A 20,915-nucleotide genomic window follows, 5' to 3' on the forward strand; every position below is an offset into this window, starting at 1 on the left:
CGCAGAAGTGGTATAATCTTTGTAATCTGAAAAACATTTTCAAAGTGTTTTTCGTGGCAAGGTGTGCCGGGAGGGAGATCTGGCACCACAATGATGGGGAAAAACGCATGAAGAAAGAATGGACCGAGCAGGACCTGCGCGAATTTGTGCGCAGCGCACAGGCCGCCTTTGAGGACGTGACCCTGACCGAAGCGGACGAAGAAGCAGTCCGCAGCTGGCAGGATGACGGCCTGATGGTGGACTATGAGCTGCGCAATGGGCAGGTAGACTGCGTACTGCGCCGCCAGATCGTTGCGGACGACAAGGTATGGAAACTGCAGATGACTGCGCCGCTGGCGGGCAACGACCTGCCGGAGGACCGGATGTCCCCGCGCGAGCGGGAGATGTGCCGCGACGACATGAACCACGACTTTTTGTCGGGCGTGTTCAACCGCCGCTATTTTGAGACCGAGTTCTGCACCCGCCTGGATGATTGGACCGACGCCCACCGTTGCGCCTCGCTGGCGCTGGTGGAGCTGGACCGCGTCGAGCAGATGCAGGCCGAGCAGGGCGATGCCGTCATGAATCAGCTGGTCTGCTTTGTGGCAAACCAGTGGAAGAAGCACTATGACCGCCCGGACGAGCGGGTGGTCTGCCGCCTGACCGATACGCTGTTCGCCATCGGCTGTGCAGACAAGACCTGCGACGAACTGGCCGAGGAGCTGCGGAGCATCTACGCGGAGATGCCCCGTGCCTATGTGGCTTCGGTGGGTCTGATGCGCCGGGTGCCGTTCACCCAGTCCATCGGCTGCGCCTGCACCTGCGAGGTGCGGGGCAAAAACTGGGACGCACTGTACGAGCTTTGTGCAGCACGGCTCAAGGCCGCGCAGGAAGCTGGCGGCAGCCAGGTCTGCGCCGGATAAGACCTGATAAGACCTATGGATAAAAGATCCCCCTTCTGGACATCCTAAGAGCCAGAAGGGGGATTTTTTGTATGGAAAACCAGAAAAACGACAACCTGAACCTGCTGGAAGCCGTGGTGCAGAATACCGAGATGGGCAAGAACACCTTGGAACAGATCGTGCCGATGACCGACGATGTGCAGTTCAAAGCAGAACTGCTGCGGGAACGGAACATCTACCGTGAACTGAACCAGGAGGCCCACACCGCCATCGAGGCCTGCGGCGGCACCGCGCAGGGGCAGAGCGCCATGGCAAAGCTGAACACAAAAATGGGCATCAGTATGAAGACCCTCACGGACAAGTCCACCCGCAATCTGGCCGAGATGCTCACACAGGGCAGCGGCATGGGGGTGGTGGACTGCGTAAAGGCCCAGAAGGATTACCCCAATGCCGCGCCCGGCGCAAAGCGCCTGATGCAGAAAGTGCAGGATTTTGAAGAGGACAACCGCATCCGGCTGGAACGCTTTCTGTAAAGGGAAGGCGCTCTGATCAGAGCGCTTCCACCATTGCTGCCACGATCCTGGTGGCGGTGGCTACATATTCCGCAATGCTGAACTTTTTCACCACCAGCACCTCGTGGCCGTCCTCGTCAGCGTTGTCGCTCATAGCGCGCAGGATGACGCAGGGCACACCGTTCTTGGCGGCGATCTGGCTCACAGCGGCACCCTCCATCTCCACGCAGTCGGGGGCGCATTTGGCTTCAATGGCAGCCTTGGTTTCACTGTCGCCTACAAACAGGTCGCCGGTGGCGATCCTGCCGGTCAGCGCCTTGACGCCTGCGGCCTTGCAGGCGGCTTCGGCGGCGGCAATGAGGACCGGGTCGCCGGTGTATTCCTTGAGGAACGGCGGGTTCTGGCAGATCATGTCCAGCTGTGCGTCGTGGTACAGCACGGTCTTGCCGATGACCACATCGCCAATGCCGATCTTCGAGGTCATATTGCCTGCGATGCCGGAAAAGATGATCTTCTCCGCGCCGAATTTTGTGATGAGCACCTGCGTGGTGGCGGCGGCATTGGCCTTGCCCATGCCGGCACAGCACACCACCACCTGTTTGCCGGCCAGCGTGCCCTTGTGGTAATCCACGCCGCCGTAGGGCTCCACGGTGACATTCTCCAGCTTTGCACACAGCTGATCGACTTCATCGGGCATTGCGCCCATAATACCGAAAATCATAGGAAACCTCTTTTACGATTTTAAATGGCCGACGCGTGCGCTCTGGCCATATTCAGGGGAATGACTCTTTTTAATTCAGGAAGGCTGGGGAACGAACCCTCTCAGTCATCGCTGCGCGATGCCAGCTCTCCCAAAGGGAGAGCTTTTATGGCTCTTCCGGTTCGCTGCAATCGAGCTCCCCCCTCGGGGGAGCTGTCAAAACCGTCGGGTTTTGACTGAGAGGGTTTCCCTTTAAACGTTGAACAGGAACTCGATCACATCGCCATCGTTGACAACGTATTCCTTGCCCTCGGTGCGCTGCAGACCCTTGGCCTTGACGGCGGCGTAATCGAAGTTGTTGGCTTCCAGATCGCTGTAGCCAATGACGCTGGCACGGATGAAGCCGCGCTCGAAATCGCTGTGGATCTTGCCGGCAGCCTGCGGTGCCTTGGTGCCCTTGCGGATGGTCCATGCGCGGCACTCCTTCTTGCCGTCGGTCAGGAAGGAGATCAGGCCCAGCAGATCATAGCTGGCAGTGATGAGGTTGTCCAGACCGCTGGCTTCAATGCCCATTTCAGCCAGAAAAGCCTTCTTTTCCTCGGGAGAGTAGTCGGCGATATCCTCCTCGGTCTTGGCGCAGATGGGAATGTAGCGTGCGCCCTCTTCCTTGGCGCGTGCGGCCACCAGCGGGACATACTTGTTGTTTTCGATGCCCTCCATCAGGTCGTCCTCGCCCACGTTGCAGGCGTACAGCACCGGCTTTGCGCTCAGCAGACCCATCTCGTGCAGAACAGCTTGCTGCTCGGCATCGCCCTCGTCAAAATCGAAGCTGCGGGCAGGCTTGCCGGCGCTCAGGTGGTCGGCCAGCTGCTGCAGCCATGCGGCTTCGGCGGCAGCACCCTTGTTGTTGCCGCTCTTGGCAGCCTTTGCCATGCGGCCTGCGCGGTTCTGCACCACCTCAAGGTCGGACAGGATCAGCTCGTAGTCGATGGCATCGATGTCGGCAATGGGGTCCACGGCCTCAGCCTTGGAAACATCCTCCACCACATGGATAATGTTGTCATCGTCAAAGCAGCGCACTACATGCACAATGGCATCGCACTCGCGGATGTGGCCCAGGAACTTGTTGCCAAGGCCTGCACCCTGGCTGGCACCCTTCACAAGGCCCGCGATATCCACGAACTCCACGATGGCAGGGGTCTTTTTATTGGTCTGCCAGATCTCGGCCAGCTTGTCCAGACGCTTGTCCGGCACGGCTACGATGCCGCTGTTCGGCTCGATGGTGCAGAAGGGATAGTTTGCGGCTTCTGCGTTCTTGGTGGAGGTGATGGCATTGAACAGAGTGGACTTGCCGACGTTCGGCAGGCCGACGATACCTAATTTCATAGTTATGATTTCTCCTTTTATGATGTCGATGATAAACAGCTCGATTGAGCGGATGTCAGTTGTTTTTGCAGGTCTCTTTTTCGCAGACCAGGCTCCATTCACAAAAAAACAGAGCTTACATGGCTAACTCTAATTGTAGCATGTAAGCTCTGTTTATGCAAGTCTTCCTGCGGCTCAGAACTTCTTCTCCAGCCGCTCGCGGATGGCGCGGATGAAGCCGAGGCTGTCCACGGCGGTGGGGGTGATGCCCTCGGCCAGACCGCACAGGTCTTTCGTCATGATGCCGTCGTTCAGGGTCTGCAGGCTGGCGGCTTCCAGGGCCTCGCCGAAGTGGACGAGGTCGGGCAGGCTGTCGAGCTCGCCGCGCTTTTTCAGAGCACCGCTCCAGGCGAAGATGGTGGCCATGGGGTTGGTGGAAGTGGCCTCGCCCTTCAGGTACTTATAGTAATGGCGGGTGACGGTGCCGTGGGCGGCCTCGAACTCGTACTTGCCGTCCGGACTGACCAGCACGCTGGTCATCATAGCCAGAGAGCCAAAGGCAGTGGAGACCATATCGCTCATCACGTCACCGTCGTAGTTCTTGCAGGCCCAGACAAAGCCGCCCTCGCTGCGAATGACGCGGGCAACGATATCGTCAATGAGGCTGTAGAAGTAGGTGATGCCTGCGGCCTCGAACTTTGCCTTATACTCGGCATCGTACACTTCCTGGAAGATATCCTTGAAGGTGTGGTCGTACTTCTTGGAGATGGTATCCTTTGCGCCGAACCACAGGTCCTGCTTCACATCCAGTGCGTAGTTGAAACAGCTGCGGGCAAAGCTGCGGATGGAATCATCCTTGTTGTACTGGCCCTGCAGGACACCGCCGCACTCGAAGTCGTAGACGGTGGCGGACTGCTGGGTGCCGTCCGCGCCGGTGAAGCGCAGCTCCGCTTTGCCGGGGCCGGGGATGCGGAACTCAGTGCACTTGTACACATCGCCGTAGGCGTGGCGGGCAATGGTGATGGGCTTTTTCCAGTTCTTGACCACCGGCTTGATGCTGTCGATCATGATGGGTGCGCGGAACACGGTGCCGTCCAGCACCGCGCGGATGGTGCCGTTGGGGCTTTTCCACATCTCATGCAGCTTATACTCGTCCATGCGCTGGGCATTGGGGGTGATGGTGGCGCACTTGACCGAAACGCCGTACTTCTTGTTGGCAAGGGCGGCATCCATGGTCACCTTGTCGGCGGTAGCGTCGCGGTTGGGCAGGCCCAGATCGTAATATTCGGTCTTGAGGTCCACAAACGGAAGGATCAGTTCGTCCTTGATCATCTTCCACAGAATGCGGGTCATTTCGTCGCCGTCCATCTCGACGAGGGGCGTGGTCATTTTGATCTTTTCCATAGTTCTTTCCCTTTCCTCTCGATCATAACAGACGGATATCTTCGACCCCGGCGGCATTGCCAGCTGTACGCCGGGGAAAGTCGGTTCATTTGCGGTAGGATGCCGCCAGCTTTTCAAGGGCCGGCAGGCTGCGCTTGACCTTTTCGGTATCGATGCAGTAGGCAAGGCGCACATAGCCCTTGACACCGAAGCTGTCGCTGGGCACCAGCAGCAGGTCAAACTCCCGGGCCTTCATGCAGAAAGCGTTGGCATCCTCTTCCAGAGCCTTGGGGAAGATGTAGAAGGTACCGCCGGGGCGCTCCACCTCAAAACCCAGCGCGGTGAGCTTATCGTACAGCAGGTTCATGTTGGTCTCATACACACTCAGATCACTGGTCACATCCTGACAGCGGCTTACGGCCCGCTGGATGATGCTGGGCGGGCAGTTGTGGCCGGTGAAGCGGGAGATCTGGGCCATCATGTCCACCAGCACATCCTCGCCCTCACAGCCCGGACGCACCGCCACATAGCCAAGGCGCTCGCCGGGCAGGCTCAGGCTCTTGGAATAGGAGAAGCAGGTGAGAGTGTGGGGGTAGAACGCCGCCGGGTAGGGCACCTTTTTGCCGTCGAATGCGATATCCCGGTAGGGCTCATCGCTGACGAGGAAGATATTGTGGCCGAACGCCTTGCTCTTCTCGGTCAGGATCTCTGCCATGCGGGTGAGTGTCCCGGCAGAGTAGACCACGCCGGTGGGGTTGTTGGGAGTGTTGATGAGGACGCAGGCGACCTGCTCGGTCAGCATCTCCTCAAAGGCGTCGAGGTTCGGCTGAAAGGCCGGGGCCTGCGGCGGCACCACCTTGAGGACTGCCCCGGTGCCCGCCACATAGGGGCCGTACTCCGGGAAGTAGGGCGCAAAGGTGAGCACCTCGTCGCCGGGCTGCGTGACCGCACGGATGGCATGGGCAATGGCACCCGCCGCACCGGTGGTGGGGAAGATGTGCTTCTGCTCATAGGGCAGGCCAAAGGTCTTTGTCAGGTGCGCTGCCACATCGGTGCGGAAGCCCGGGTCACCCTGACTGGGGCAGTAGCCGTGCAGGTTTACCGGCTCTTCGTTGGTCAGCAGATCCTGCATAGCGGCAGTGAACTCCTGCGGGCAGGGCACGCTGGGGTTGCCCAGCGAGTAATCGAACACGTTCTCATATCCGATCTCGGCAGCACGCTGCTTGCCGTACATGAAGGTCTCGCGGATGACGCTCTTGTGCGCCAGCATCCCGCGGTAGGTCTCGTTCAACATAAATACTTCCCCCTGATGATGTTATTTCGGGCTTTGGGGCACAGCGGCATAGCTCTGCTCCACCTTGATGATGCAGCTGTAGTTCGGGTCCTGCCCGGTGACGAAACGGCACATCTCGGCCATGACGGCGTCCGTATCGCCGGTGTACCCGGCGGGGAAAGCCAGATCGAACAGCACGTTGGTGTGGGTGTCGCCGGGGACGATGCGCAGGTCGTGGATGGAGAGCTGCGGGTCCAGCTGGCGGAGGTGCTCCGTCAGGCGGGTGCGCAGCACACCGACTTTGGCGTCCGAGGTAACGATGGGGTCGTAGTGGATGGTGACCTGCAGGTTGTCTTTTTTCAGGAAATCGCGCTCGATGTTGTCGATGACGTCATGGGCCGTCAGCGGGTCGCTTTCGGCCGGGAACTCGACGTGGAGCGAAGCGAACTGGTGGCCGGGGCCGTAATCATGGACCATGAGGTCGTGTACGCCCAGCACACCGGGGTAGGACATGACGGTCCGCTCGATGTGCGCCACCAGCTCCGGCGAGGGCGTTTCGCCCAGCAGCGGGCTGAGCGTATCCATCACAAGGCCCCAGCCGGACCAGAGGATGAACGCGGCCACCGCCACGCCCATGAGGCCGTCGAGGATGTTCCAGCCCGTGGCACTGCACAGGATGGTGGAGAGCAGGACGGCGCTCGTGGTCAGCACATCGTTGCGGCTGTCCGCAGCAGTGGCGAGCAGCGTCTCGGAGGCGATGCGTTGCCCTACGGTGCGGTTGAAGCCGCTCATCCACAGCTTGACGGCGATGGAAGCGGCCAGCACACCGATGCTGAGCCAGCTGAAGATGACGGGTGTGGGATGGAGGACTTTCACCACCGATTCCTTGCCCAGCGAAAGCCCGATGGCCAGGATGGTGACGCTGACCACCAGCCCGGCAAGGTATTCGTACCGGGCGTGGCCGTAGGGGTGTTCGGCGTCCGGGGCCTTGGCGGCCAGCCGGAAGCCGATGAGGCTGACGATGTTGGACGAAGCGTCCGACAGGTTGTTCAGAGCATCTGCCATGATGGCGATGGAGCCGAACAGGGTGCCGGCAACCAGTTTGCCGATGCAGAGCAGCAGATTGCAGGCCATGCCGACCAGGCTGGCCAGGTTGCCGTAGGCGGTGCGGACGGCGGGATTGCGGGTGTCGTCCGGGTCCCGGATAAACAAACGGATCAATAATTGGGTCATGCCAATCTCTCCTGATACGATAAATTTGGCGGCAGAATGACTTGCACCTAGTATAGCATGTTGCTTTCGTGTTGGGAAGCGTTTCGGGATGAAAGCGCGGCTTGTTGCGGCGGCAAAACATGAAATTCGGTCGTGTCTGCCCGGAAACGATGGGATAGAAAACAGCCCCCAGGGCGGCGGAAAGGGGCCGCAGAGGGGGCTGTGGATGCAGGAAAACGCGGGACTCAGATGTTCTTGGCGGAGGGCTTGCTCAGGTCCACGCTGCGGATGATCTTGCGCACCGGCAGGATGCTCTTGGCATTCATGGACAGCTCGTCCACGCCCATGCGCAGGAAGGTCTCGGTGAGGGCGGTGTCGGCACCCAGCTCACCGCAGATGCCCACCCAGATGCCGTGGCGGTGGCCCGCCTCAATAGTCATCTTGATGGCGCGCAGCACAGCGGGATGGTGCGGGTTGAAGAACGGCTCCAGCTTTGCATTCTGGCGGTCCAGCGCACAGGTGTACTGGGTCAGGTCGTTGGTGCCGATGGAGAAGAAGTCGCACTCGGCAGCCAGCTCGTCCGCGATCAGCACAGCGGCGGGGGTCTCGATCATGGTGCCTACCTCGATGCTGCTGCTGAACTTTTTGCCCTCAGCGGTCAGCTCCTTCTTGCACTCTTCCAGAACAGCCTTGGCATCCTGCAGCTCCCGCAGGCTGGTGATCATGGGGAACATGATGCTCATGTTGCCGTAGGCAGAAGCACGCAGCAGAGCGCGCAGCTGGGTCTTGAAGAAGTCCCTGCGGGTCAGGCAGATGCGGATGGCGCGGTAGCCCAGAGCGGGGTTCTCCTCGTGATCCAGCTTCATGTAATCGACGGTCTTATCGGCACCGATGTCACAGGTACGGACGACCACCTTGCGGGGAGCCAGACTCTCCACCACCTGCTTGTAGGCCTCGAACTGGTAGTCCTCGGTGGGGAAGTCCTTGCAGTTCAGGTAGACGAACTCAGTGCGGAACAGGCCTACGCCGCCGGCATCGTTCTGCTGCACAGCACCCACATCGCTCATGCCGCCGATGTTGGCAAAGACATTGATGGTCTTGCCGTCCAGCGTGGTGTTGGGCTTGCCCTTCAGCTCCTGCAGCAGGGCCTGCTTCTTCTGATCTTCCTGCTGGCGCTTCTTCAGGCTCTTGAGCAGGTCGGGGGTGGGTTCAACGTAAACGCAGGCATTGTAGCCATCGATGACCGCCATCTTGCCGTCCCAGTCGTCCTGAATATCCTTGCACTGGATCAGGGCAGGGATGTTCATGCTGCGGGCCAGAATGGCGGTGTGGCTGTTGGAGCTGCCCTCACGGGTGATAAAGCCCAGCAGCAGGCTCTTTCCATGCGGACGGTCTCAGACGGGGCCAGATCCTCCGCGACCAGAATGCTGGGCTCGGTGCCCTGCAGGCTGGCGTTGTCCACCCCCTGCAGGATGTCCAGAATGGCCTGTGCGATATCGATGACATCTGCACTGCGGGCCTGCAGATACGGGTCATCCATGGCGGCGAACACCGCAGCCTGATTGTTGCCTGCCGTCTTGACGGCGTACTCGGCACACTTTTTCTGGCTGTTGATGATCTCCTTGATGGCATCCACAAAGTCGTCGTCTTCCAACATCATGGCGTGGATGTTGAACACCTCGGCGATGTCCTCGCCAGCCTCTGCCAGTGCCTTTTCATACAGCGCAGTCTGCTGCTCAATGGCCTTCTGCTGCGCTTCTTCAAAACGCGCCACTTCCGCTGCGGTATCCGCTACCTCTGCGGCAGAAATGGCAGTATCCTTTTTCTTGTAGATCTTGAGCTTGCCGATGGCGATGCCATTCAGGACGCTCTTACCGGTGCCTACCTGCATTGCACACTACTCCTTCTTCATCTGTGCCGGGGCCGTACTGCTCCGACAGTCCAAAAAAAGCCCCCGCAGCTCACCCGCGAGGGCCTTCCTCATCTTAACTGCGGAATCAGACGTTCTCGGTCAGGAACTTCTGGATGGCTGCTGCAGCAGCTTCCTCGTCGTCGCCCTCGACCTTGACGGTAACGGTCTCACCCTGCTTGACGCCCATGCCCATCAGAGCCATCAGCTTGCGCATATCGCAGCTCTTGCCGTCCTTTTCCAGGGTAGCGCTGCTGGCAAAGCCCTTGACGGTCTTGACGAGCAGGCCGGCGGGACGAGCGTGGATGCCGCATGCATCCTTAACGGTATACTGGAATTCCTTCATAATCATTTTCTCCTTACTGGGTATCCCCTTCATCATGCTCCGGGGCCATCGGCCGCGCCGGAGGCAGCCCAATCCTGCTGCGGGATACACTACCTATATTATAAACCTCATTCGCTGTTTTTTCATTATCCCATTTCGCTGATTTTCATGCAACTTTTTTGGTATAGTTCCACAGAATTTTTGGTGGAAAATTTTCAACGCAGGTTATTCGACGGGATACCCCTCGGCATCCAGCGGAAGGTCGGTGTAGGTGTAGTCCTCGCCGGAAGTCTGCTGCGCCTGCCCGGAAGCCCCCAGCTCCTCGTCATGGCGTTCGCCCCAATCGCCGCTGTAGTCCTCGCCGGAGGTCTGCTGGGCCTGGTCGGAAGCGCCCAGCTCTTCGTCATGGCGTTCGCCCCAATCGCCGCTGTAGTCCTCGCCGGAGGTCTGCTGGGCCTGGTCGGAAGCGCCCAGCTCTTCGTCGTGGCGTTCGCCCCAGTCGCCGCTGTAATCCTCACCGGAGACCTGCTCGGCCTGCTGCTCCTCGGCCAGGGCGGCGCTCTGGGCGTCCTTGAGGCCGGTCACGGTGCCGGAGGGCTTTTCGAGCAGGTAGGCTCCGATGGCCTTTTTCCGGTAGACCAGCAGCACACCGTACTGGCTCAGGTCGCCCTTGCTGGCGGCGGGGATCAGCGCCGTCCATTTTTCCACGGTCTTGCCCTTGTAGCGTGCAAGGTCCATGCCGCTCTGCTGCACCACCCCGTTGAAGGCCGAAAAGCTGTCATCCCACTTGCGGGGGATCTTGACCTTGTCTGCCGTGATGGATGCGCCGTCCACATCCAGACCGTAGCCGGTGAACCATGTCTGGATGTCCTGTGCACTCTCAATTTTGTTCTCCGCCGCCGAGACCGCAACGGTGCGGTTGCTGATGAACCGGCCCAGCAGAGCACTGCCCACCACCAGTGCGCAGCACATGGCCCCGATGCCGACCTTCTTCAGACTTGCCTTGTTCAGCGTTACCACAAACATGCCCATGCCTCCCACCCTTGTTTGGTTCTGGAAGCATTGTATGCGCTGCGGCGGCGGGATATACGACAAGCCGCTATACAAGTCTATTTTTCTGTGCTAGAATGGGGACAGAACAGGCCAAAACGCCAGAAAGCGGTGACCACGATGACCAAAATGCAGCATCCTCTGCCGGAATACCCGCGCCCTGCCCTGCGGCGGGACAGCTTCGAATCCCTGAACGGTCTGTGGCAGTTCGCCATCACGAAGTCGGCGCAGCTGCCCCGGCAGTGGGAGGGCGACATCCTCGTGCCCTATTCCCCGGAGACGCGGGCTTCCGGCGTGGGCCGCACCCTGCAGCCCGGCCAGTGGCTGCACTACCACTGCACCTTTGCCCCGCCTGCCGGTTCCGGGGGCCGGGTGCTGCTGCACTTCGGCGCGGTGGACGATGCCTGTGCGGTGCAGGTGAACGGCCATCTGGTGGGCGGCCATCGGGGCGGCTACTGGCCCTTTACGTTTGACATCACCGAGGCCCTGAACGCCGACCACAACCGCCTGTGGGTGGCTGTGCAGGACCCCACCGGGGCCGGGGTGCAGGCGCGGGGCAAACAGACGCTCCGGCCCGGCGGCATGTTCTATCCGGCCCAGAGCGGCATCTGGCAGACGGTCTGGCTGGAGCGTGTGCCGGAAAACTACATCCAGTCGCTCACGGTCACGCCGGATTACGATGCCCGCACCGTGACCGTCCGGGCCCGCACGGCAAAGCCCGGCGGTGCAGTGAACCTGTGGGCCGTGGTGCGGGCCGGGGGCGTGACCATTGCCGAGGACTGGGGCAGCGACGAAGCGGACCGGGACGGCGAGGTGACGCTGAACATCCCGGAGGAACATTTCTTTCCGTGGAGCCCGGACAGCCCCTTCCTCTACGACCTGACCGTCGGTACGACCCAGGGGGAGGAAGAGAGCTTCGACACCGTGCACAGCTACTTTGCCCTGCGCAAGTGGAGCTGTGAGCCGGATGCGCGGGGCGTGCTGCGCTTCTGCCTGAACGGAAAGCTCATCCTGCTCAACGGCCTGCTGGACCAGGGCTACTGGCCGCAGGGCCTGTATACCCCGCCTTCCGATGCGGCGGTGGTGCATGAATTGCAGACCATCAAGGAACTGGGATTCAACCTGCTGCGCAAGCACGCCAAGATCGAGCCGCAGCGCTGGTACTACCACTGCGACAGGCTGGGCCTTGTGGTCTGGCAGGACATGGTGAACGGCGGCAGCAGATACAACCTGTGGTTCGTCACCTACCTGACCAATGTGCTGCAGCCGCTGCTGCGGAAACTGCCCGACACAGCGGCCCTCCGGGGTCTGTTGAGCCGCCGCAGCGAGGCCAGCCGGGAAGAATACGGCCGGGAGCTGGAAGCAACGGTGGAGGCTCTGCGGGGGCATCCGTGCATCGGCTGCTGGGTGCCCTTCAACGAAGGCTGGGGCCAGTTTGATGCCGCGCAGGCAGTCGAAACGCTCCGCGCCCTCGACCCCGACCGTCTGGTGGACGAGGCCAGCGGTTGGTATGATCAGGGCGGCGGAGATGTGTGCTCCATCCACAACTATTTCTATCCGCTCCATCTCCGGCCCGGCCGCCGCACCGTTGCCCTCAGCGAATACGGCGGCATCGCCTGGCCGATGCCCGGCCACGAGCCGCCCCGCAGGACCTACGGCTACGGCACGGCCAAGAGCCGCGCAGACCTGACCGGGCGCTACCGGAAACTGCAATTGGAAACGGTGCTCCCGCAGCTCCGGAACGGGCTGTCGGCGCTGGTGTACACCCAGCTGACGGATGTGGAAGATGAGGTGAACGGTCTGTTCACCTATGACCGACAGGCAATCAAGCCCGACCCGGCCGCCGTCCGCGCGGTGAACGAAGCACTGGAAGCAGAGTTTGAAAAGGTCCTGAAACAGGCATAGAAAAAGCAGACATGCAACACCGGAAACGGCGGCATGTCTGCTTTTTTGTAAAATCACATCGTGTGGGTCGCAAAGACCTGTTCGTCCTCCCACCACACGGGCTGACCGGCGGCAAGGGTCTTTTTTACATCCAGCAGACGCTGGTTGCTGCTGCCGCGGAACCGCAGGGAGATATCGTGCTTTGCCTGCACGAACTCGCCGTCCACCAGCACATCCAGCAGGCTCAGCAGCTCGTCGGTGGCTTCACACCGGGCGGCGCAGGGCTCTTTGCCGGTCAGCTGTTCCCAGGTGTAGCCGGAATAGCACCATACCGTTTTGTTCGGGTACAAGGCCTTGAAGTTGCGCACGAAGGGCAGCAGCTCCCGCTGATTTTCCGGCTCCATGGGTTCGCCGCCCAGCAGAGAAAGACCCGCGATATAGTCCGGCTGGCAGGATGCAAACACTTCGTTGCGGGTGGGTTTGTCGAAGGGCTGGCCATAGTCAAAGTCCCACGCCACGGCGTTGAAGCACCCCGGGCAGTGGTGGCGGCAGCCGGACACGAACACGCTGGTGCGCACCCCCGGGCCGTTGGCAATGTCATAGTATTTGATGGTTGCGTAGTTCATGACGGATGAAACCTGAAAGCAGAGCGCGCGGCTTTGCTTTTCCATTTGATGATGCTTTTTGTCGGTTGCCAATGGCTCCCCTTTTGGGGAGCTGGCGCAAAGCGCCTGAGAGGGTTACAGGTGCAGGACCCGATCCTTGATCTCCTGCGTGCGGCCCTGATTCCAGAACTGGGTGCCGATATAGCCACAGGTGCGGCGGGCAACGTTCAGCTTGTTCTGGTCGCGGTTGCCGCACTTGGGGCACTCCCACACCAGCTTGCCGTCATCCTCCACGATCTTGATCTCGCCGTCATAGCCGCACACCTGACAGTAATCCGACTTGGTGTTCAGCTCCGCATACATGATGTTGTCATAGATGAACTGCAGCACACTTATGACGGCTTCCAGATTGTCCTGCATGTTGGGCACTTCCACATAGCTGATGGCACCGCCCGGGGACAGGCGCTGGAAGTCGCTCTCGAACTTCAGCTTGGTGAAGGCATCAATCTGCTCCGACACATGCACATGATAGCTGTTGGTGATATAGTTCTTGTCGGTAATGCCGGGCACGATGCCAAAGCGCTTCTGCAGGCACTTGGCGAACTTGTAGGTGGTGGATTCCAGCGGGGTGCCGTAGAGGGAGTAGTCGATGTTCTCGGCCTTTTTCCAGGCGTTGCACTTGTCGTTCATGTGCTGCATCACGCTCAGAGCAAAGGGCTTTGCACCGGCATCGGTGTGGCTCTTGCCGGTCATATACTTCACGCACTCATACAGACCGGCATAGCCCAGACTGATGGTGGAGTAGCCGCCGAACAGCAGCTTGTCGATCTTTTCTCCCTTTTTCAGGCGAGCCAGTGCACCATACTGCCACAGAATGGGAGCGGCATCGCTGGGAGTGCCCAGCAGCCGCTTGTGCCGTGCCTGCAGTGCGCGGTGGCACAGGGCCAGACGCTCGTCGAAGATCTTCCAGAACTTCTCAAAGTTGCCCTTGGAGGAGAGTGCCACATCCACCAGATTGATGGTGACAACGCCCTGATTGAACCGACCGTAGTATTTGGGCTTGCCGGTCTCGGGGTCCACATAGGGGGTCAGGAAGCTGCGGCAGCCCATGCAGGTGTAGCAGTGGCCTTCGCCGTTTTTGTCCACCTTGAGCTCCAGCATCTTCTTTTCGGAGATATAGTCGGGCACCATGCGCTTTGCAGTGCACTTGGCGGCCAGCTCGGTCAGGTAGTAATAAGGAGTGCCGGGACGGATGTTGTCCTCTTCCAGCACATAGATCAGCTTGGGGAAGGCGGGGGTGATCCACACACCGGCCTCGTTCTTCACGCCCTGATAGCGCTGGCGGATGGTCTCCTCAATGATGATGGCAAGGTCTGCCTTCTCCTGCGGATTGCGCGCCTCACCCAGATACATGAACACGGTGATAAAGGGGGCCTGACCATTGGTGGTCATCAGCGTGACCACCTGATACTGGATGGTCTGCACACCGCGGTTGATCTCGCTGCGCAGGCGGCGCTCCACGATTTCCTTCTTGCGCTCGGCAGAAACATCCAGACCGGCCATTTCCACTTCTACCTCAGCGGCGATCTTCTTGCGGGAGACATCCACAAAGGGGGCGAGGTGGGTCAGGCTGATGCTCTGGCCGCCGTACTGGTTGGATGCTACCTGTGCAATGATCTGGGTGGCGATGTTGCAGGCGGTGGAGAAGCTGTGAGGCTTTTCAATATAGGTGCCGGAAATGACGGTGCCGTTCTGCAGCATGTCCTCCAGATTCACCAGATCGCAGTTGTGCATGTGCTGGGCAAAGTAGTCGGAATCGTGGAAGTGAATCAGACCCTCCTGATGGGCCTTGACGATCTCCGGGTCCAGCAGCAGACGGGCGGTCAGATCTTTGGAGATCTCACCGGCCATATAGTCGCGCTGCACGCTGTTCACGGTGGGGTTCTTGTTGGCGTTCTCCTGCTTGACCTCTTCGTTCTGGCACTCGATCAGGCTCAGGATGCGCTCATCGGTGGTGTTGGTCTGGCGCTTCAGGCTCTGCACATAGCGGTAGGTGATGTAGTGCCGGGCCACATCATGTGCCTTGATGTCCATGAGCTGGTTCTCCACCATATCCTGCACTTCTTCCACGCTGACGGCGCGGTTCAGCGCCTGACACTGGTCGGTAACAGCAGCGGCGATCTGGGTGATCTGGTCCTTGGTTAGACGGCTCTGGCCGCTCACAGAATCGCTGGCCTTAGTAACAGCGGTGATGATCTTGGTGATATCAAAGGGGACTTCTGCACCGTTGCGTTTGATGATCTTCATGGCGTTCCTCCATCTTTCTGTCGCGTTGTGGTTTTCTGCCGCAGTTCAAACGGGCGTCTCCTGGAACAGGAGCCGCCCGCAGATCTTCTGAAATGCGTTCATTGGAATGTAATTCTATGATATCACTATTTAGTGATATGTCAATGGAAAAACCACTACATTTTGTGCTTCGTCGCTTTCGCCAAAAATCCGGGAAGATTTTCAGAGCAAAATTTGAGGCCGGAGGGCTTGACAAATCGCACAAGAAAAGTATCTGCATTCCGGGCCGTAATATCCGCCTGTATCTATACGCAGGCCTTATATTATTACATTATATAGGGAGAGAAAGCAGAAAAATAAACTGTTGCATCCATCGTGTCAAAGGAGATGCAAGTTCCACGCAAAAAACTGGTAAAAAGGCCGAACCGAGAAAAAAGGGCAAAAAAGTTGAAAAAAGGGGTTGCCAAACGGGCGGGTGTATGGTATTATACTTGAGCGTCAAGCGCTGAGACAAAAGAATGACTTCTGAAGTCCCAGCTGAGAAGCGAGAGAAAAGAACCAATAGGCGCTGAAAGATTCCAGTCAGTTCTGAGAAATCGGAAGCGATCCAAGTTCAAAACGTTCGAAATGCTTCGAAAAAAGTGCTTGACAAAAAACCACTTCGGTGGTAAAATAAACAGGTCGTCAGCCGCAAGGCTGAGGCGCTACAGGACCTTGAAAATTGAACAATATCGAAAAACTTGTAAGGAACCTTTTAAGTGTTTGGAAAAACACTAAAAACAATTCCAAAAGTAATTCACACAGGACGCAAGCGATTGCGTGCTGAGCGAACAAGATTTAACACTTTTAAGTGATAAATATCATTTATAAAGAGTTTGATCCTGGCTCAGGACGAACGCTGGCGGCGCGCCTAACACATGCAAGTTGAACGAGAGAGAAGGAGCTTGCTTTCTCGAGCGAGTGGCGAACGGGTGAGTAACGCGTGAGGAACCTGCCTCAAAGAGGGGGACAACAGTTGGAAACGACTGCTAATACCGCATAAGCCCACGGCTCGGCATCGAGCAGGGGGAAAAGGAGCAATCCGCTTTGAGATGGCCTCGCGTCCGATTAGCTAGTTGGTGAGGTAATGGCCCACCAAGGCAACGATCGGTAGCCGGACTGAGAGGTTGAACGGCCACATTGGGACTGAGACACGGCCCAGACTCCTACGGGAGGCAGCAGTGGGGAATATTGCACAATGGGGGAAACCCTGATGCAGCGACGCCGCGTGGAGGAAGAAGGTCTTCGGATTGTAAACTCCTGTTGTTGGGGAAGATAATGACGGTACCCAACAAGGAAGTGACGGCTAACTACGTGCCAGCAGCCGCGGTAAAACGTAGGTCACAAGCGTTGTCCGGAATTACTGGGTGTAAAGGGAGCGCAGGCGGGAAGACAAGTTGGAAGTGAAATCTATGGGCTCAACCCATAAACTGCTTTCAAAACTGTTTTTCTTGAGTAGTGCAGAGGTAGGCGGAATTCCCGGTGTAGCGGTGGAATGCGTAGATATCGGGAGGAACACCAGTGGCGAAGGCGGCCTACTGGGCACCAACTGACGCTGAGGCTCGAAAGTGTGGGTAGCAAACAGGATTAGATACCCTGGTAGTCCACACCGTAAACGATGATTACTAGGTGTTGGAGGATTGACCCCTTCAGTGCCGCAGTTAACACAATAAGTAATCCACCTGGGGAGTACGACCGCAAGGTTGAAACTCAAAGGAATTGACGGGGGCCCGCACAAGCAGTGGAGTATGTGGTTTAATTCGACGCAACGCGAAGAACCTTACCAAGTCTTGACATCCCTTGACAGGCATAGAAATATGTTTTCTCTTCGGAGCAAGGAGACAGGTGGTGCATGGTTGTCGTCAGCTCGTGTCGTGAGATGTTGGGTTAAGTCCCGCAACGAGCGCAACCCTTATGGTCAGTTACTACGCAAGAGGACTCTGGCCAGACTGCCGTTGACAAAACGGAGGAAGGTGGGGATGACGTCAAATCATCATGCCCTTTATGACTTGGGCTACACACGTACTACAATGGCGTTAAACAAAGAGAAGCAAGACCGCGAGGTGGAGCAAAACTCAGAAACAACGTCCCAGTTCGGACTGCAGGCTGCAACTCGCCTGCACGAAGTCGGAATTGCTAGTAATCGTGGATCAGCATGCCACGGTGAATACGTTCCCGGGCCTTGTACACACCGCCCGTCACACCATGAGAGCCGGGGGGACCCGAAGTCGGTAGTCTAACCGCAAGGAGGACGCCGCCGAAGGTAAAACTGGTGATTGGGGTGAAGTCGTAACAAGGTAGCCGTAGGAGAACCTGCGGCTGGATCACCTCCTTTCTAAGGAGTCAGGCAGGAAAGAGCGACATCGAAGATGGAGATCTTTCGGACAGGTAACATAAACAAGTAGAGTAGATATTGTTCGATTTTGAGGGCCCTGAAAAGGACACTCAAAGACGTACCTTGAAAACTGAATAATAACTGCGAAACAAAGATTATAGTAAGTTCTTTTTAAGAAATATTGCAATTTCAAAAGGAAGGGTAACAATAATCTTCGTTGGCAAGAGAGAATCAAGAGGATACCAAATGTTCCAAGAGAACGTTTGAAAGGTCAAGCGAACAAGGGCGCAGGGCGAATGCCTTGGCACTGGGAGCCGATGAAAGACGTGATAAGCTACGATAAGCTTCGGGGAGCTGCAAATAAGCATTGATCCGGAGATCTCTGAATGAGGAAACTCACCTGGGTTCATACTCAGGTACGATCTGCTGAACTTCAAAATAGGTAGATCGAGGGAACCGCCTGAACTGAAACATCTAAGTAGGGCGAGGAAGAGACATCAAACGAGATTCCGTAAGTAGTGGCGAGCGAACGCGGAAGAGGGCAAACCGAGAGTAGAAATACTTTCGGGGTACGGAGCGCATTTAGGACTTAAGTTGTTAACCGAACGGCATGGGAAGGCCGGTCAGAGAGTGTGAGAACCACGTAGGTGAAAACGACAAGAGCCGAGCGAATTCCAGAGTACGGCCAGACACGTGAAACCTGGTCGGAATACGGGGGGACCACCCTCTAACCCTAAATACTACCCAGTGACCGATAGCGTATAGTACTGTGAAGGAAAGGTGAAAAGCACCCCGGGAGGGGAGTGAAAAAGAACCTGAAACCCTGTGCCTACAAGCACCTAGAGCACGTCAATGTGTGATAGGGTACTTTTTGTAGAACGGTCCGGCGAGCGATTGTATGCAGCAAGGTTAAGGACTTAAGGTCTGGAGCCGAAGCGAAAGCGAGTTTGAAAAGGGCGTTAAGTTGCATATAATGGGCCCGAAACCGGGTGACCTACCCATGGTCAGGTTGAAGTGGAAGTAAAATTCCATGGAGGACCGAACCGACCTCCGTTGAAAAGGCGGCGGATGAACTGTGGGTAGCGGAGAAATTCCAATCGAACCCGGAGATAGCTGGTTCTCCCCGAAATAGTTTTAGGACTAGCCTCAAGTTAGATACCTGGAGGTAAAGCACTGAATAGCCTAGCGGCCGAGAGGTTAGCGAAGCTTATCAAACTCAGAATGCCAGAGTATTGATGCTTGGGAGTCAGACAGTGTCAGATAAATGTCATTGTCAAAAGGGAAACAGCCCAGATCTACAGCTAAGGTCCCAAAGTCAGGTTAAGTGGAAAACGATGTGAAGATACGTAGACAACCAGGATGTTGGCTCAGAAGCAGCCACTCATTCAAAGAGTGCGTAATAGCTCACTGGTCGAGCGTCTTTGCGCGGAGAATTTAACGGGGCTAAACCTGACACCGAAGCTTAGGCAATACAGCAATGTATTGGGTAGGGGAGCGTTGTATACGCGGTGAAACAGTAGCGCAAGCGGCTGTGGAGTGTATAGAAGTGAGAATGCCGGAATGAGTAGCGCGAATGCAGTGAGAATCTGCATGGCCGAAAGCCTCAGGTTTCTGGAGGAAGGTTCGTCCGCTCCAGGTCAGTCGGGAGCTAAGGTGAGGCCTAACGGCGTAGCCGATGCACAGACGGTAGAGATTCCGTCACCACCAAAAGAGTTAAACACAGGGACACATATGAAGTCTCGGAGCCGGGTGTTGGTTCCGGTAGCGATCGAGGGAAATTAGTACCGAAGTCCGGGATGGAAGATGGCGAGAAAAGCTGTGTGTATTTCTGCGGTGCCCGTACCGCAAACCGACACAGGTAGGTAGGAAGAAGATTCTAAGGCCAACGGGAGAAGGGTTGTTAAGGAACTCGGCAAATTGACCCCGTAACTTCGGGAGAAGGGGTGCTCCAAGATGGAGCCGCAGAGAATCGGCCCAAGCAACTGTTTACCAAAAACACAGGTTTGTGCTAAATCGAAAGATGACGTATACGAGCTGACGCCTGCCCGGTGCTGGAAGGTTAAGAGGAGATGTGCAAGCATTGAATCGAAGCCCCAGTGAACGGCGGCCGTAACTATAACGGTCCTAAGGTAGCGAAATTCCTTGTCAGGTAAGTTCTGACCCGCATGAAAGGCGTAATGATTTGGGCACTGTCTCAACAGCCCGCCCGGCGAAATTGTAGTACCGGTGAAGATGCCGGTTACCCGCGACAAGACGGAAAGACCCCATGGAGCTTTACTGTAGCCTAATATTGGGTTTCGATGTTGCATGCACAGGATAGATGGGACACTGGGAAGCAGGTGCTTTGGCGCTTGTGGAGTGGCCGTTGGGATACCATCCTTGCGATATTGGAATTCTAACCTGCGCCTTTGAATCAAGGCGGGGGACATTGTTAGGTGGGCAGTTTGACTGGGGCGGTCGCCTCCTAAAGAGTAACGGAGGCGTTCAAAGGTTCGCTCAGCTTGAACGGAAATCAAGCAAAAGAGTGCAAACGCAGAAGCGAGCCTAACTGCGAGACTGACGGGTCGAGCAGTAACGAAAGTTGGAGTTAGTGATCCGGTGGTATGTGAGTGGAAATGCCATCGCTCAACGGATAAAAGTTACCCTGGGGATAACAGGCTGATCTCCCCCAAGAGTCCACATCGACGGGGAGGTTTGGCACCTCGATGTCGGCTCATCGCATCCTGGGGCTGTATTCGGTCCCAAGGGTTTGGCTGTTCGCCAATTAAAGCGGTACGCGAGCTGGGTTCAGAACGTCGTGAGACAGTTCGGTCCCTATCTGTCGTGGGCGCAGGATATTTGATGGGAGCTGTTCCTAGTACGAGAGGACCGGAGCGGACGTACCTCTGGCGCACCAGTTGTTCTGCCAAGAGCATAGCTGGGCAACTATGTACGGATCGGATAAACGCTGAAAGCATCTAAGCGTGAAGCCGACCCAAAGATAAGATATCCCATTGTTTCAAACAAGTAAGACCCCTTGAAGACTACAAGGTTGATAGGCACGATGTGTAAGTGGAGCGATCCATTCAGCAAGCGTGTACTAATAGGTCGAGGGCTTGACCACAATTCGCTTGAGACTCTGAGAGTCAACGAAAAAATGTGAGCAGTGATTATTCA

12 protein-coding genes, 2 rRNA genes and 1 pseudogene are annotated in these 20,915 nt (G+C 57.4%); 5 read left to right on the top strand and 10 right to left on the bottom strand.

What is annotated here, in order from left to right; translation table 11 throughout:
- Positions 1–107: 107 nt before the first annotated feature.
- Together ACNQFG_RS04050 and ACNQFG_RS04055 are read left to right on the top strand one after the other, a co-directional pair.
- Complete coding sequence (locus tag ACNQFG_RS04050; protein WP_423406098.1) at positions 108–902, top strand: diguanylate cyclase domain-containing protein; 795 nt, start codon at positions 108–110, stop codon at positions 900–902.
- Positions 903–973: 71 nt separating this feature from the next.
- Positions 974–1,414 carry a hypothetical protein gene (locus ACNQFG_RS04055; protein ID WP_423406099.1) on the top strand — a complete coding sequence of 147 codons (441 nt, stop codon included), beginning with the start codon at positions 974–976 and terminating at the stop codon, positions 1,412–1,414.
- Positions 1,415–1,430: 16 nt separating this feature from the next.
- Here the strand turns inward: ACNQFG_RS04055 and ACNQFG_RS04060 are convergent, their stop codons facing one another.
- The 8 genes and pseudogenes from ACNQFG_RS04060 to ACNQFG_RS04095 all read right to left on the bottom strand — a co-directional run bounded on the left by ACNQFG_RS04060 (position 1,431) and on the right by ACNQFG_RS04095 (position 10,586).
- The gene (locus ACNQFG_RS04060; RefSeq protein WP_423406100.1) at positions 1,431–2,114 is read right to left on the bottom strand and encodes a 5'-methylthioadenosine/adenosylhomocysteine nucleosidase; all 684 of its coding nucleotides are present in this window, start codon (positions 2,112–2,114) and stop codon (positions 1,431–1,433) included.
- 231 nt (positions 2,115–2,345) lie between these two features.
- Positions 2,346–3,479, bottom strand: coding sequence for a redox-regulated ATPase YchF (ychF, locus tag ACNQFG_RS04065; protein ID WP_097774170.1), 1,134 nt, complete (start codon positions 3,477–3,479; stop codon positions 2,346–2,348).
- A gap of 174 nt (positions 3,480–3,653) precedes the next feature.
- Entirely contained in the window at positions 3,654–4,862 is a 1,209-nt protein-coding gene (locus ACNQFG_RS04070) for an NADP-dependent isocitrate dehydrogenase (RefSeq protein ID WP_423406101.1), read from the bottom strand.
- Positions 4,863–4,947: 85 nt separating this feature from the next.
- A complete protein-coding gene (locus ACNQFG_RS04075; protein WP_423406102.1) occupies positions 4,948–6,135 on the bottom strand; it encodes a pyridoxal phosphate-dependent aminotransferase in 1,188 nt (395 codons plus the stop codon).
- A gap of 21 nt (positions 6,136–6,156) precedes the next feature.
- Positions 6,157–7,347: a cation diffusion facilitator family transporter gene (locus tag ACNQFG_RS04080; protein WP_423406103.1), complete on the bottom strand. Its 1,191-nt coding sequence runs from the start codon at positions 7,345–7,347 to the stop codon at positions 6,157–6,159.
- Positions 7,348–7,571: 224 nt separating this feature from the next.
- Positions 7,572–9,217 (bottom strand): annotated as a pseudogene (gene ptsP / locus ACNQFG_RS04085) (phosphoenolpyruvate--protein phosphotransferase).
- A 106-nt stretch (positions 9,218–9,323) separates the two neighbouring features.
- Positions 9,324–9,587: an HPr family phosphocarrier protein gene (locus ACNQFG_RS04090; RefSeq protein WP_005937619.1), complete on the bottom strand. Its 264-nt coding sequence runs from the start codon at positions 9,585–9,587 to the stop codon at positions 9,324–9,326.
- 198 nt (positions 9,588–9,785) lie between these two features.
- Complete coding sequence (locus ACNQFG_RS04095; RefSeq protein WP_423406104.1) at positions 9,786–10,586, bottom strand: DUF4830 domain-containing protein; 801 nt, start codon at positions 10,584–10,586, stop codon at positions 9,786–9,788.
- A gap of 144 nt (positions 10,587–10,730) precedes the next feature.
- Between ACNQFG_RS04095 and ACNQFG_RS04100 the strand changes: the two genes are divergently transcribed.
- Positions 10,731–12,515, top strand: a complete 1,785-nt coding sequence (locus ACNQFG_RS04100; protein ID WP_423406105.1) for a glycoside hydrolase family 2 protein — start codon at positions 10,731–10,733, stop codon at positions 12,513–12,515.
- 53 nt (positions 12,516–12,568) lie between these two features.
- On the opposite strand, the gene nrdG is transcribed toward ACNQFG_RS04100, so the two are convergent.
- A complete protein-coding gene (nrdG, locus tag ACNQFG_RS04105; RefSeq protein WP_423406106.1) occupies positions 12,569–13,120 on the bottom strand; it encodes an anaerobic ribonucleoside-triphosphate reductase activating protein in 552 nt (183 codons plus the stop codon).
- 114 nt (positions 13,121–13,234) lie between these two features.
- A complete protein-coding gene (gene nrdD, locus ACNQFG_RS04110; RefSeq protein WP_005938935.1) occupies positions 13,235–15,406 on the bottom strand; it encodes an anaerobic ribonucleoside-triphosphate reductase in 2,172 nt (723 codons plus the stop codon).
- An 842-nt stretch (positions 15,407–16,248) separates the two neighbouring features.
- On the opposite strand from nrdD, the gene ACNQFG_RS04115 reads away from it, so the two are divergent.
- A 16S ribosomal RNA gene (locus ACNQFG_RS04115) occupies positions 16,249–17,759 on the top strand.
- Positions 17,760–18,028: 269 nt separating this feature from the next.
- A 23S ribosomal RNA gene (locus tag ACNQFG_RS04120) occupies positions 18,029–20,862 on the top strand.
- The 16S and 23S rRNA genes sit together here, the layout of an rRNA operon.
- Positions 20,863–20,915 lie beyond the last annotated feature (53 nt).

The sequence above is a fragment of the Faecalibacterium prausnitzii genome (assembly GCF_049532945.1).
Classification (GTDB): domain Bacteria; phylum Bacillota; class Clostridia; order Oscillospirales; family Ruminococcaceae; genus Faecalibacterium; species Faecalibacterium prausnitzii_N.